The organism is Lysobacter soli (assembly GCF_009755585.1).
Classification (GTDB): Bacteria; Pseudomonadota; Gammaproteobacteria; order Xanthomonadales; family Xanthomonadaceae; genus Lysobacter_J; species Lysobacter_J soli.
In genome coordinates, this window is the sequence record NZ_CP046603.1 from 2,695,367 (window position 1) to 2,709,137 (window position 13,771).

The 13,771-nt window shown below is 68.2% G+C and carries 12 protein-coding genes and 1 tRNA gene; 8 read left to right on the forward strand and 5 right to left on the reverse strand.

Going from position 1 to position 13,771, the window contains the following annotated elements; genetic code table 11:
• Positions 1 to 169: 169 nt before the first annotated feature.
• The gene (gene efp, locus GOY17_RS12260) at positions 170 to 736 is read right to left on the reverse strand and encodes an elongation factor P (protein WP_115844530.1); all 567 of its coding nucleotides are present in this window, start codon (positions 734 to 736) and stop codon (positions 170 to 172) included.
• Positions 737 to 854: 118 nt separating this feature from the next.
• Here efp and epmB point away from each other — a divergent pair, with 118 nt between their 5' ends.
• Both epmB and GOY17_RS12270 read left to right on the forward strand, forming a co-directional pair.
• A complete protein-coding gene (epmB, locus tag GOY17_RS12265) occupies positions 855 to 1,880 on the forward strand; it encodes an EF-P beta-lysylation protein EpmB (protein ID WP_157030623.1) in 1,026 nt (341 codons plus the stop codon).
• Positions 1,881 to 2,048: 168 nt separating this feature from the next.
• A complete protein-coding gene (locus GOY17_RS12270; RefSeq protein ID WP_157030624.1) occupies positions 2,049 to 4,121 on the forward strand; it encodes an EAL domain-containing response regulator in 2,073 nt (690 codons plus the stop codon).
• A 79-nt stretch (positions 4,122 to 4,200) separates the two neighbouring features.
• On the opposite strand, the gene htpX is transcribed toward GOY17_RS12270, so the two are convergent.
• A complete protein-coding gene (gene htpX, locus GOY17_RS12275; protein WP_157030625.1) occupies positions 4,201 to 5,097 on the reverse strand; it encodes a protease HtpX in 897 nt (298 codons plus the stop codon).
• Between the two features lie 107 nt (positions 5,098 to 5,204).
• Here htpX and gluQRS point away from each other — a divergent pair, with 107 nt between their 5' ends.
• From gluQRS to phaR, 3 genes are all read left to right on the forward strand, one after another.
• Positions 5,205 to 6,095, forward strand: a complete 891-nt coding sequence (gluQRS, locus tag GOY17_RS12280; protein WP_232338421.1) for a tRNA glutamyl-Q(34) synthetase GluQRS — start codon at positions 5,205 to 5,207, stop codon at positions 6,093 to 6,095.
• Positions 6,096 to 6,180: 85 nt separating this feature from the next.
• Positions 6,181 to 6,921 (forward strand): acetoacetyl-CoA reductase, encoded by a 741-nt coding sequence (phbB, locus tag GOY17_RS12285; RefSeq protein ID WP_115844518.1) that lies wholly within the window; start codon positions 6,181 to 6,183, stop codon positions 6,919 to 6,921.
• A 186-nt stretch (positions 6,922 to 7,107) separates the two neighbouring features.
• Positions 7,108 to 7,602 (forward strand): polyhydroxyalkanoate synthesis repressor PhaR, encoded by a 495-nt coding sequence (gene phaR / locus GOY17_RS12290; RefSeq protein ID WP_115844515.1) that lies wholly within the window; start codon positions 7,108 to 7,110, stop codon positions 7,600 to 7,602.
• Between the two features lie 177 nt (positions 7,603 to 7,779).
• Here phaR and GOY17_RS12295 read toward each other — a convergent pair whose 3' ends face one another.
• Together GOY17_RS12295 and GOY17_RS12300 are read right to left on the reverse strand one after the other, a co-directional pair.
• Entirely contained in the window at positions 7,780 to 8,721 is a 942-nt protein-coding gene (locus tag GOY17_RS12295) for a M48 family metallopeptidase (RefSeq protein WP_115844512.1), read from the reverse strand.
• A 59-nt stretch (positions 8,722 to 8,780) separates the two neighbouring features.
• Complete coding sequence (locus tag GOY17_RS12300; protein WP_484502628.1) at positions 8,781 to 10,601, reverse strand: SUMF1/EgtB/PvdO family nonheme iron enzyme; 1,821 nt, start codon at positions 10,599 to 10,601, stop codon at positions 8,781 to 8,783.
• 149 nt (positions 10,602 to 10,750) lie between these two features.
• Here GOY17_RS12300 and rnd point away from each other — a divergent pair, with 149 nt between their 5' ends.
• Both rnd and GOY17_RS12310 read left to right on the forward strand, forming a co-directional pair.
• The gene (rnd, locus tag GOY17_RS12305) at positions 10,751 to 11,851 is read left to right on the forward strand and encodes a ribonuclease D (RefSeq protein ID WP_157030626.1); all 1,101 of its coding nucleotides are present in this window, start codon (positions 10,751 to 10,753) and stop codon (positions 11,849 to 11,851) included.
• A gap of 124 nt (positions 11,852 to 11,975) precedes the next feature.
• A tRNA-Ala gene (locus tag GOY17_RS12310) sits at positions 11,976 to 12,051 on the forward strand.
• 82 nt (positions 12,052 to 12,133) lie between these two features.
• Here the strand turns inward: GOY17_RS12310 and GOY17_RS12315 are convergent.
• Complete coding sequence (locus GOY17_RS12315; protein ID WP_157030627.1) at positions 12,134 to 12,595, reverse strand: hypothetical protein; 462 nt, start codon at positions 12,593 to 12,595, stop codon at positions 12,134 to 12,136.
• A gap of 181 nt (positions 12,596 to 12,776) precedes the next feature.
• On the opposite strand from GOY17_RS12315, the gene GOY17_RS12320 reads away from it, so the two are divergent.
• Positions 12,777 to 13,769, forward strand: coding sequence for a serine hydrolase domain-containing protein (locus tag GOY17_RS12320; protein ID WP_232338422.1), 993 nt, complete (start codon positions 12,777 to 12,779; stop codon positions 13,767 to 13,769).
• Positions 13,770 to 13,771 lie beyond the last annotated feature (2 nt).

Genomic DNA, 13,771 nt, shown 5'->3' on the forward strand with positions numbered 1-13,771 from the left:
GCGAGCCGGGTTGCGGCTCGCACGTTCCAGGATCGCTTGCCCATGTTGCGGCAAGCGCGTCGGCGGGCGGGAAGAGGACCTTCGGGCCGCGCGACAGCCTGGATCCCGGCCTTAGCCGGGATGACGATCTGGCAGACCCGTGGTCGCGAGGCGGCCACGGGTCGGATCGTCACTTCACGCGGCTGACGTACTCGCCCGAGCGCGTGTCGACCTTGATGATTTCTTCCTGGCCGACGAACAGCGGCACGCGGACCACCGCGCCGGTTTCCAGCGTCGCCGGCTTGCCGCCACCGCCCGAGGTGTCGCCACGGACGCCCGGATCGGTCTCGGTGATCTTCAGTTCGACGAAGTTCGGCGGCTGCACGGCGATCGGCGTGCCGTTCCACAGCGTGACCACGCACTCTTCCTCGCCCTTGAGCCACTTCTCGGCGCCGCCCATGCCGGCCTTGTCGGCCTGCACCTGCTCGAACGACTCCTGGTTCATGAAGTGCCAGTACTCGCCGTCCGAATAGAGGTACTGCATGTCGGTGTCGACGACGTCGGCCTGCTCGACGTTGTCGGTGGCCTTCATGGTCATTTCGACCACGCGGCCGGACTTGATGCTGCGGTACTTCACGCGCGTGAAGGCCTGGCCCTTGCCCGGCTTGACGTACTCGGTTTCGGTGATGATGCACGGGTCGTTGTTGACCAGGATCTTCTGTCCGGTCTTGACGTCGTTCATGCCCAGGCTGGCCATGAGTGGAACTCCTGCGTAGGTGAATAGGTGTCGCCCCCGCCCGGACGTGGGCGGGAGGCTAGAATGTCGGGCTGTTGTGCCCGGCCGATGGCCGCGGCGCAAGGAAAACCGGTCCGCCATGATACCTGCTGCCCCCGCCCCTCTTCACCCCGCCCCCTCCCACGCCGCCTCGCCGCGCTGGCAGAAGCTGTGGCGCGACGCTGTGCGCGACCCGCGCGAACTGCTGGCGATGCTGGGACTGGACGCAGACGGGCTGGGCATGTCGGACGAGGCGGCGGCGCAATTCCCGCTGCGCGTGCCGCACGGGTTCGTTGCGCGCATGCGCCACGGCGATCCGCACGACCCCCTGCTGCGCCAGGTGCTGCCGCTCGATGCCGAGATGCGCCCGATGCCCGGCTTCAAGCTGGACGCCGTCGGCGATGGCGCGGCCAAGGCCGGCCACGGCGTCATCCGGAAATACCGCGGCCGGGCGCTGCTCATCGCCACCGGCTCGTGCGCGATCCACTGCCGCTACTGCTTCCGGCGCCACTTTCCCTACGCGGAAGAAACCGCCGCGGCGGCAGGCTGGCGCGAGGCGGTGGCCGCGATCGGCGCCGATGCCTCGATCGACGAAGTCATCCTATCCGGCGGCGACCCGTGGTCCCTGGCCACGCCCAAGCTGGCCGAACTGACCGACGCGCTGGCGGCGATCCCGCATCTGAAGCGCCTGCGCGTGCACACGCGCCTGCCGGTCGTGCTGCCCGAACGCGTCGACGATGCACTGGTCGGCTGGCTCGCCGCGCTGCCCTGGCCGGTCACCATCGTGCTGCACGCCAACCATGCCAATGAGTTCGACGGGCAAGTCGACGGGGCGCTCGCCCGTCTTCGCGGTACCGGCGCGATGCTGCTCAACCAGGCCGTGCTGCTGCGCGGGGTCAACGATTCGGTCGATGCCCTGGCCGCGTTGAGCGAGCGCGGGCATGCCGCGGGCGTGCTGCCCTACTACCTGCATCAGCTCGACCGCGTGCAGGGCGCGGCGCATTTCGAAGTTCCCGACGACACCGCGCTACGCCTGCACCGCGAACTGGCCGCCCGCGTGTCCGGCTACCTGGTGCCCAGGCTCGTGCGCGAAGTCGCCGGCGATACGGGCAAGCGTCCGCTCTGACGACGCGTCGGGGGCGCCGCGTCGCCCGAGTTAACAGCGCCTGCGCGACGCCGGTCTCAAGTTCGAGGCGTCCGGGTCGCTAAATCGTCATATCCCCCAGTTCGAACTTGCGTGAATGGACTGAACGCTCCCGTTCATGTCATAACTTGCGTTCGGGGAGGTGACGCAATGCAATTCGGTAAAGACACGGCGCTGCGCCTGCTGATCGTCGACGACAGCGTCGAGGCAGCCGAGGCCATCGTCAGCGGCCTGCGCAACAGCGGTATCGCCGTGCGCCCGTCGCGACCGGAAAACGAGAACGAACTGGCCTCGCTCATCGCGAGCCAGACGCCGGACCTGGTGCTCGCCGCGCGCGAGGCGACGCTGGTCCCGATCACCAAGGTCATGCAGGCGGTCGACGCCAGCGGCAAGGACCTGCCGGTGCTGATGCTGCTGGACACCGTGGACGACTCCCGCCTGATGGAGATGATCACGCTCGGTGCCCGCGGCATCCTGCTTCGCCGCAGTGGCGAGCACGTCAACGTGCGGGTTCGGCAGGAGTGGGCGGATCTCGAGGCGCGCCGTTCGCAGCGCCGGCTGGAAGCGCAGATCCGTGAGACCGAACGCCGCTGCGACGCGCTCATCGACTCCTCGCGCGAGCCCATCGCCTACATCCACGAAGGCATGCACATCCGCGCCAACCCGGCGTACCTGGAGATCTTCGGCTTCGAGTCGTTCGAGGACATCGAAGGCATGTCGCTGCTGGACCTGATCGCCCCGTCCAAGGTCGAAGGTTTCAAGCAGCTGCTCAAGCAGATCAGCAAGGGCGAAGCGCCGCCCCGCCACGAAACCGAAGCGCGCGCGCTCGACGGCAGCGGCTTCCCGGCGGTGATGGAATTCACGCCCGCGACGTACGAAGGCGAACACTGCCTGCAGGTGATCCTGCGCCGGCAGGAGGTCGACCCCGAGCTCGCACGCGAAGTCGAGGAACTGCGCCAGCGCGACCAGGTCACCGGCCTGTTCAACCGCGCGACGTTCCTGCGCTCGCTGGAAGACACCGTCGCCGACGCAGCGCAGAACGCATCGCACCACGGCCTGCTGCTGATCGAACCGGACCACTTCAACCGCCTGCTGCAGGACATCGGCCTGGACGCAGCCGACGCGCTCGTGTCCGCGATGGCAGATCGCCTGCGCACGGCGCTCGGGGCCGACCATATCGCGGCGCGATTCGGCGAGCACCAGTTCGCCGTACTCGTGCCCAATGCCGACCACCGCAGGGTCACCGGTCTGGCCGAGACGCTGCGTGTCGCCTTCGCCGACCACGTGCTGGAAACTGCGGATCGCTCGGTCAGCACCACCGTCAGCATCGGCGGCGTGCTCATCGGCGAGAAGATCGCCAGCATCACCGCGGTCCTCGGCAAGGCGAGCCAGTGCCTGCAGTCGGCCAGCGGCGTGGGCGGAAACCGTACCGAGCTGTTCGACCCCGGCGCGGCCGATCGCGCCGAGGAAGAGCGCGTGGAAGCGTGGGTGCAACGCATCCGCGAAGCGCTCGACGCCGACCGTTTCGTCATGGAGTACCAGCCGCTCATCGCCATGCACGGCGAGCCGCTGGAGATGTACGAGGCCTACCTGCGCCTGCAGGGCGAACACGGCGAACTCGTGCCGCCGCTGGCCTTCCTGCAGATCGCCGAGGAACACGGCCTGCTTTGGGAAATCGACCGATGGGTGGTCGGCAAGGCGATCTCGGTGATCGGCGAGCGTTCGCGCGCCGGCCGCCCGACGACGGTGCTGGTGAAGATCACGCAGGCCTCCCTGCAGGACAACACGCTGGCGCAGTTCATCCAGGAGAAGCTCGCCAAGCACGGTGCCGACGGCAACCTGCTGGTGCTGCAGTTGCCCGAATCGAAGGTGTTCACGCACCTGCGCGCGGCGCAGGAATTCCAGGCGCAGGTTGCGCAGTACGGCGTGCGCGTGGGCCTGGAGCAGTTCGGCGTGGGTCTGAACTCGTTCCAGCTGCTGACGCACTTCAACGCCGCGCTGCTCAAGATCGACCGCAGCTTCATGGAAGACCTGGGCAGCAACCCGGCCCATCAGGCGCGGCTCAAGGAAATCGCGGAAAAGGCGCGCGAACAGGGCAAGACCACCATCGCCGAGTTCGTGCAGGACGCGGCCAGCATGAGCGCGCTGTTCGGCGCCGGCATCGACTACGCGCAGGGCAACTTCCTCGCTCCGCCGGGGCCGGCGATGGATTACGAGTTCTGATCCATCTGCAACGTGTCGCAGTAAAAAGCCCGCCTTCCGGCGGGCTTTTTTTCGTTTCGTCGACCCGGCAGTTTCGCAATCAGCTCACGACCGTTCCGCGCACCTGCTCCATCGGCGCGTTCTGCAGCGCGAGGATGCGCTCTTCCAGCGGCGGATGGGTCAGGAACAGGCGGCGCAGGCCGTGGCCCACCGCGCCGCTGATGCCGAACGCCTGCACCGTCTTGGGCAGCGTGCTTTCGCCATAGGTCATCGACAGGCGCTGCAGCGCGGCGATCATCTTGTCGCGTCCGGCCAGGCGCGCACCGCCGGCATCTGCGCGGAACTCGCGATGACGCGAGAACCACATCGCGATGATGCTGGCGAACAGGCCGAAGATCATGTCCAGCACGAACACGATGGCGAAGTAGCCCAGGCCCGGGCCGCCTTCGCGATTACCGCTGAGATAGCTGTCGATGACGCGGCCGACGACGCGCGCCAGCACGATGACGAACGTGTTCAGCACGCCCTGGATCAGCGCCATCGTCACCATGTCGCCGTTGGCGACGTGGCTGACCTCATGCCCGAGCACGGCCTCGGCTTCGTCGCGGTTCATCGCGCGCAGCAGGCCGGTGGACACCGCAACCAGCGAGTTGTTGCGGCTCGGGCCGGTGGCGAACGCGTTGATTTCCGGCGCGTCGTAGATGGCGACTTCCGGCATCTTGATGCCGGCCGCTTCCGCCTGGCGACGCACGGTATTTACCAGCCACTGCTCGGATTCGTTGCGCGGCTGTTCGATCACGTGCGCGCCGGTGGAGCGCTTGGCCATCCACTTGGAGATCATCAGCGAGAACAGCGAACCGCCGAAGCCGAACACCGTGGCCATCACCAGCAGGCCGGAGAACTGCTGCGGATTCACGCCGAGCACCGACATGACGATGCTCAGCAGGATCAGGACCGCGAAGTTGGTCGCCAGGAAGAGTAATACACGCTTGAACATGATGGGAACCTTTTGCGCCCCACGGGCGCGACATGCAGGAAAAATGTGGCACGCTGCCGTTGAATTCAAGTGAAATCCGCAACCAGCCCTTTGCCTGACGAGCTCTTGTGATCGCGCCTATCGCACCATCGGGCTACCGCGGCCGTTTCGCGCCTTCTCCGACCGGCGATCTCCATTTCGGTTCCCTGCTCGCCGCCTTCGGCAGCTGGCTGCTGGCGCGCCACGCCGGCGGCCGCTGGCTGGTGCGCGTGGAGGATCTTGATCCGCCGCGTGAAGTCGCCGGCGCCGCTCGTCGGCAGCTCGATGCGCTGCGCGCATTCGGGCTCGAATCCGACGAGGAAATCGTCTGGCAGAGCCGGCGTTCGACCCTGTACGAGGCTGCGCTCGAGACGCTGCTGCAGGACGGTCGCGCCTTTTACTGCCATTGCAGCCGCACCGACCTTGCCACCGTGGCGGGGGTCCATCGCGCGTGCGTCGCGAGCCGGCTCCGTCCGGATCCCGCGGTTCGCCTGCGCGTGGACGATGGCAGCGTGGTGGCGTTCGACGACGCGATCGCCGGCCGCATCGAACAGGACGTGGCGCGTGAGGTCGGGGATTTCGTGCTCCGTCGCGCCGACGGCTTCTGGGCGTATCAGCTCGCGGTCGTGGTCGACGACGCCGACCAGGGCATCACCTACGTCGTGCGCGGCGCCGACCTGCTGGATTCCACGCCGCGCCAGATCCTGCTCCAGCGCGCGCTCGGCCTGCCGACGCCGCGTTACGCGCACCTGCCGCTGGTGCTGGGGCCGGACGGGCGCAAGCTGTCCAAATCCAATGCAGCGCAGCCGGTGGATGCGGCCGAGCCGGTGGCCACGCTGCGCGCGGCATGGGCGCGCCTCGGGCAGGCGCCGGATGCGCTGGCCGACGCGCGCGACGTGCCCGACCTGCTCGCGCGCGCCGTGGCCTCGTTCGATCCCGGGCGCATTCCGCGGCACGACGCCGGACCGCACGAAATGTAATGAGCGGCCCGCACGATGGCCGCCGCCTTGCCTCTAGAATCGATCCAGGCCGCGCGCCATGCGGGCCTGCCCAGGAGATCCCCACATGCAGTCTCGCGTCGCCCTCGTCACCGGCGGTACCGGCGGTATCGGCAGTTCGATCGTCCAGCGCCTCGCGGCCATGGGCCATCGCGTCGCGACCAACTACCGCGACGAAGGACGTGCGCTCGCCTGGCAGTCGAAGATGCGCGAGCGCGGCGTCGACGTGGTGCTGGCGCGCGGCGATGTTTCATCGCCCGAGGAAGCACAGTCGCTGGTAGCCGACATCGAGCGCGACCTCGGCCCGATCGAGGTGCTGGTCAACAACGCCGGCATCACGCGCGACTCCACCTTCCACCGCATGACGCCCATGCAGTGGAACGAGGTGATCGGCACCAACCTCAATTCCTGCTTCAACGTGACCCGCCCCGTCATCGAGGGCATGCGCGAGCGCAAGTGGGGCCGCATCGTGCAGATCAGCTCGATCAACGGCCTGAAGGGCCAGTACGGGCAGGCGAATTACGCAGCGGCGAAGGCCGGCATGCACGGTTTCACGATTTCGCTGGCGCGCGAGAACGCCCGCTTCGGCATCACGGTCAACACCGTCTCCCCGGGCTACGTCGCCACGGACATGGTGATGGCAGTACCGGAGGACGTCCGGGCCAAGATCGTGGCGGAAATCCCGACGGGCCGCCTGGGCTCGCCGGACGAAATCGCGTACGCGGTGTCGTTCCTGGTCGCCGAGGAAGCGGCGTGGATCACCGGCTCGAACCTCGACATCAATGGCGGCCACCACATGGGCTGGTAACGGCGCGAGCACGGCGACGATGCTTTAGCCGCCGCCAACGCTTTCCCGTTTCAGCCGGCGTTACCGGTCGTGACGACGCCGTCCCCATTCACCGCACCGACGCCCGGCAACCGTGCCCGGCGGCAGTTGCAAGCCCCGGCCCGCTGCGCCATGCTGCGAAGCATCACGATTTAGAGCCGAAGCTCCATGGCCTCGATGCGCGTCATCAAGAAGTATCCGAACCGACGGCTCTACGACACCGAGATTTCGAGCTACATCACCATCGAGGACGTGCGACAGCTCATCGTCGACGGCGAGGAATTCGAGGTGCGCGACGCCCGCAGCGGCGAAGACCTCACCCGCCAGGTGCTGCTGCAGATCATCGCCGAGCACGAACAGGACGGCGAACCGGTCCTGTCGACCCAGCTGCTGAGCCAGATCATCCGCTTCTACGGCGACTCGCTGCAGGGCTTCATGGGCAGCTACCTGGAGCGGTCGATGCAGGTCTTCCTCGACCAGCAGCAGCAGTTCCGCAACCAGATGGGCGGCATCCTCGGCCAGACGCCGTGGGCGCTGATGAACCAGCTCACCGAGCGCAACCTGCAGATGTGGAACGAGTTCCAGCGCAACCTGTCCGGCAACGTCGGCCAGAGCACCACCCCGCCGCCGAATAAGGCGAAGGGTGGAGAGCAGAAGCGCTAGGTCAGTCCCCGGATCGGGGATTCGGGTTTCGGGTTTCGCAGAGCCTCGCCGGAGCCGTCATCCCGGCGAAAGCCGGGACTCCAGGCCCTCGGCCTGACCGGCACGCCTAGCCCGAATTCGGCTTGCGCCGAGGTAAGGGACTAACCGAACGGGCGAACCGGTTCGAACCGCCCGCCCTCACCGCGCCGCCGTAGCCGCCTTCGCCCCGGCCCCGCAGAACTGGGCGCGGAACTGCTCCGCCTGCGGCATCAACGACTGCAGCACCTGGATGCGATTGGCCGGGTCCGGATGCGTCGACGCGAACTCCGGCGGGCGCTCGCCGCCACCCAGCTCCGACATGCGCTCCCATAGCGGGATCGCCGCATGCGGGTCGTAGCACGCGGCCGCCGCGAGCATCAGCCCGACCTTGTCCGCCTGCGTCTCGTGATTGCGGCCATACGGCAGGATGAATCCGTACTGCGCCCCGGCACCCAGCGCGGCCATCACGGCTTGCTGCTGTTGCGGGTCCATGCCGCCGATGGCCATGCCGGCGGCCATCTGCCCCATCTGCACCAGTTTCTGCTGCGCCATGCGCTGGCTGCCGTGTCGCAGCAGCGCGTGGGCGATTTCGTGCCCCATCACGACGGCCATCGCGTCGGCGTTCTGGGCGATCGGGATCAGCCCGGTGTACACCGCCATCTTTCCGCCGGGCAGGCAGAACGCGTTTGCCTGGTCGGACTGGATCACTGCGACGTCCCACTGGAACTGCTGGTGGTCCGTCGGCGTCTGCTGCTGATTCTGCGCGGCGAGGGTCGCGGTCACTTCGGGCACGCGCTGGATCAGCCGCTCGGCGATCTGCCGGATCTGCACGCTCGCCTGCGAGTCAGGCGGCAGCAGCGCGCCCTGGGCATTCGCATCGCCCAGCACCTGCTGGAAGGCCTGCGCCCCCAGCTGCACTTCCTCGTCGGCGGTCGTGCCGTAGTGGGCCTTCTCGCCCGTGTACGGGTCCACACGGGCATTGCCGAACCACTGCCACGCCGCGTACCCGGCGAACAGGATCAGGATCCACCAGCGGATCCCGCCGAAGCCGCGCCGGGGCCGGCCCTGCTGCCGCGCACCGCCGAAGGGGTCTGTCCTCATCCGCATCTCCTGATTCAATCGCTGGCCAGTGTGTCGTCGCCGCGCAACCGGATCGATGATCAGATGTCGCGCACCACCCGGAACCCTATCCGCGCGGTCGTGTTGTTGGCGTCACTGCCCTGTCGCCAGGCCGAACGCAGTTCTTCCGGCGCGCTGGCCCACGAGGCGCCCCGTACCACCCTCGAACGGCAACCGGGATTGATCCAGGCCTCGCCACCTCGGGGCGCGCGGCGGAACGTGTCGTGCCAGCAGTCGGCCACCCATTCGCTCACGTTGCCGGCCATGTCGTGCAGCCCCCAGGCGTTCGCGCGGTAGGTCGCGACGGGCGCCGGGCCCCAGTTGCCGTCGCCATAACCGGGGAACGCATTGCGCCAGCGGCGGCCGCTCGGCGAGACGTCCAGCGCGCCGGTGAAGTTGCCCGCCCGCGGCGGCGGCGCACCGTTGCCCCACGGGAAGCGACCGCGATTGCCGGCGCGCAGCGCGTATTCGAACTCGGCTTCGCTGGGGAGCCGGTAGCGCTGGCCCGTCTGCGCCGACAGCCATTCCGCATACGCCATCGCGTCCTTCGCGCTGACGTGGATCACCGGCATGTCGTCGCTCGCGGGGCGGCCGGTGTAATCCGATTGCCAGTCGACGCCCCGACGCACGAGGTTGCCGCTGCGCTCGTCGTAGGCGGTCGAATAGCCGCGGCGGCTGGCGCGCGCGCGATGTTTGGTGGCCTGCATGAAGCGGCGGAATTCGCCGACCGTGATCTCCGTCCGCGACATCGCGAAGCCGCGGTCGAAGCGGATGTTGCGCGCGGGGCGTTCGGATTCCTGCCCCTCGTTTTCCTCCGAGCCCATGCGGAACGCGCCATGCGGAACGACCACCATCTGCGGCCCGCGAACGGCGCCCTGCATGGCGTCGGTGAACACCTGCCCTGGACGGAAGAGGCCGTAATGCGTGGCCAGGTCGATGCGCTCGCGAAGCTCGCGTGTGGCCGGGTCGCCTGCCGGTGCGATGCGCAGCATCACGGCGAGATGGCGCCGCGCCTCGTCGATGCCGCCCTGTCGCGTGAGCGCTGAAAGTCCCGCATCGCGCAGCGCGTTGATGCGGACGATGCGCTGCATCGCCAGGCGCGCGCGCGCGTCTTCCACGCTCGGTGCGGGTGGGCGCACTTTCGCGGCGATGTCGAGTTCACGCGCGGCGCCGACGTAGTCATCGCGATCCGACGCCTGCTCGGCGCGGCGGATCAACGCGCTTTCGACCGCGGCGATGCCCTGGTTGGCGCGCATGTCGCCAGGGCGCAACTCCAGCGCTTCGCGGAAATGCGTGAGCGCTTGGTCGGGCTCACCGGCGACGCCGAGCCGGCCTGCATTGAGCGCATCCTCGCCCAGGCGGTTGGCTTCCTGCGCTTCGTCGGCGCGATCGAGCCGGGCGAGGAATTCGACGATATCGACGTTGCCCGGCGCGACGGCGCGCGCGACAGCGGCGATCTCGTGGGCGCGCCGCAGCGATAGCGGATCGCGGTCGAGCTGTTTCAGCGCGTCGTCGCCGTTGGCGACCAGGCGCTTGAGCGAGCGGTCGAAGCCCACGTTGGCGGCAGCGTCCTCGGGATCGAACCGGCGGAGCGCGTAATAGAGCGGAATGGCGTCGTCCGCCGTGCCGAACAGCCGTCCGCGCGACAGCGCCTGCGCGGCTTTTTCCTTGAGTTCGGCGACATTTTCGTCGGTGACCTGCACCGCCGGTACGCGCCACGGCGGCACGGGCGACACCGCCTGGTCGGCGCTGATGGTGACGATGGGCGTGTGCGCCGCGGCGGCATCGCCCTTCGGCGAGGACGCATCGCGTGAGCATGCTGCCGCCAGTGCCATCGCGGCGATGCAGGCGGCCAAAAGCACTGCGCGCAAACGTCCTCCTCGCCTCCGGGGCAGATCGTGCTGGTGAGCAATGGGGCCCGGCCTTCACGGCCCGCGATGCCGGGAGCCCCGAAAGTAGGCTATTGTCGCCCGCCCCGGCAACCGCCGACCACTCGCCATGCATCGCTGACATGCCCGTCGCCTGGATCACCGACCCCGCCGCATTGCGGGCCCGCTTCGCATCGAAGCCCGCGCGCATCGGCCTGGACACCGAATTCATCCGCGAACGCACCTACTGGCCGCAACTGGCGCTGGTGCAGATCGCGATCGGCGATGCCGACGGCGAGCCGGACATCCTGCTGATCGATCCGCTCGTGCCCGGCATGCTGGAGGCGTTGACGCCGATCCTCGCCGACGAGTCGATCGTCAAGGTCATGCACAGCCCGAGCGAAGATCTCGTCGCCTTCAAGCACGCCTGCAAGGTCGTGCCCAAACCGCTGTTCGACACGCAGCTGGCGGCAGCGCTCGCGGGCGTCGGCGGCGGCCTGGGTTACCAGAAGCTGGTCGAACAGCTCACCGGCATCGCCCTTGCCAAAGGCGAGACGCGTTCGGACTGGCTGCGTCGTCCGCTCTCGCCGTCGCAGCTGGAATACGCCGCCGACGACGTGCGCCACCTGTTCGAAATGCACGACCAGCTCGACCGCAAACTCGGCGAGCTCGATCGCCGCGAATGGCTGGCCGAAGACGCCGCGCGCACCGCGCAGAACGCCGAGAACGAAGCGCCCGAGCGCTGGCCGCACGCGACGATGCGCAGCGCGCAGTTCCTCGATCGCGCCGCGCAGCTGCGCCTGTTGCGGCTGCTGCGCTGGCGCGACGTTTACGCGCGCGACAACGATCGCCCGCGCAGCTGGATCCTCGACAACGAACTGGCCGTCACGCTCGCGCGTACGCCGCCGATCGATCGCGCCGGGCTGCAGCGCACGCTCGATGCGATTCCGAAATCGCCGCGCCGCCTCGCCGACGCGCTTTGGTCGGCGCTGACCACGCCGCTGCCCGACGAGGAAGACGCGCCCGACGCCGTGCAGTCCGAGCAGCGCGACAAGCAGCGCCTGCGCAAGCTGCAGGACGCCGTCGCCGCGCGCAGTGCCGAGCTGGGCCTGCCCGACGGCGTGCTCGCCTCGCGTCGCTGGCTCGAAGTGCTGATGGACCAGGGCGAGTGGCCCGAAGCGCTCGCCGGCTGGCGACGCCGCGCGCTCGAGCCGGGACTGGCCCCGCTGCTGCAGGCGTCCTGACGGCTACGGCGCTGCTTTGGGCTGAGCAATCGGCGGCCCATGCAGCCAATCGCCGACTTCGAGGCCCGTTGCCGGATCAGGGGCTAGCGTGCCGCCGCATCGCCCGCTAGAATTTGCCTTTCGTGGGGCGGTAGCTCAGCTGGGAGAGCGTCGCGTTCGCAATGCGAAGGTCGGGAGTTCGATCCTCCTCCGCTCCACCACTCATCCAGCCAGGACAGCGCGTAACGCCTCAGGCGTCACGCGCTGTTCTGCTTTTCGGGGTTCGAAACGCGGCGCAGTGCCTCAGCCGGCTTTCTTCCCGCGGAATTCGGCCACCACTTCCTGCGGCGTCGGGTTCGCTTTCGCCTTTCCGTTGACGTAGACGATCGGCACCGGACCGTTCATCACCGAAGTCACGCGCGTGGCTTCCTCCGGGGAGGTCAAGCTGTTGTAGCTCGCGTGGTCCGTGCGCACGTAGGCGATGCCCTGCCTGGACAGGTGACGAACCAGTTCCTCGGTGCGACGCGCCGCGTCCGACGTGCAATGCTCCGGCGCGAACACGATCACCCCGCGCGACGGCACGCCGTCGGGCATCGGGATCGACTTGAACCCCTGCGTGCTTATGCCGCCAGCGTCGCCTGCCGAGCCGGTGTGCTCGGCGACCCATGCGCCGGGATCCACGCGGCCGCTGTCGATGTAGGTTTTCCACACGCCGACACCGGCCAACAACACCAGTGCGCCGGCGCACGCCTTCATTGCGTTCATCGTTCCCCTCGCGATATGCGGCACCGTCCCGCCGCATCGTTCCCTGTGCGGCATGACCGCAACCCGCTTCGCAGCCTCGCACACCGCGGCCCGCTGCCGCTACCATCCGTCGATGCGCATACATCACTGGCTCACGGGCGCCGTCCTGCTCCTCGCCGGTTGCGCGAGCGGAGGGACGCGAATGCAGCACGAGATCGACGCGCTGATGCGCGACTACCAGGGTGACGTACCCGGCGCCAGCGTGCTCGTCGTACGCGACGGCCAGCCAGTCGTGCGACGCTCGTACGGCATGGCGGACCTGAAACGACACGTCGAAGCCTCGCCGCAGACGAATTACCGCCTCGCGTCGGTGAGCAAGCAGTTCACTGCCGCTTCGGTGCTGCTGCTCGTCGAAGACGGTCGCCTGAAACTGGACGACCCGATCAAACGCTATCTGCCCGGCCTGCCTGCCGCGGCGGATGGCATCACGATCCGCTACCTACTCACGCACACTTCCGGCCTGATCGATTACGAAGACGTGATGGATCCCGCCGACACGCGGCAGGTGCACGACGCCGACGTGCTCACGCTCCTGCAATCGCAGGACCGCACCTACTTCGCGCCCGGCACCGGATACCGCTACAGCAACAGCGGCTATGCACTGCTCGCGCTGATCGTCGAACGCGCCTCCGGGCAGCGTTACGCGCGATTCCTGCACGACCGCATCTTCCAGCCGCTGGGAATGAACGACACGGTCGCGTACGAGGCCGGCGTCTCCGAGGTGCCGCATCGCGCCTACGGTTACAGCCTGGAGAACGGGGCGTGGATGCGCACGGACCAGAGCACGACCAGCGCCGTGCTCGGTGATGGCGGCATCTATTCGTCCATCGACGACCTGAGCAAGTGGGACGCCGCCCTCTACGACGAGCGGCTGCTGCCATCGAGCCTGCTGCGCCAGGCGTTCACGCCGGCCACGCCGACGGACGATCCGCAGGTCGAATACGGCTTCGGATGGCGCATCACCGGCGAAACGCTCTGGCATTCGGGCGAGACCATAGGTTTCCGCAACGTGATCGTACGCTGGCCGAAACGCCACCTGACTGTCGTGGTGCTCACCAATCGCGACGCCCCGGAGCCTTACGAGACGGCGAAGAAGATCGGCGCGCTGGCGATGCGCGAGGCCGCGACGAACTGAGC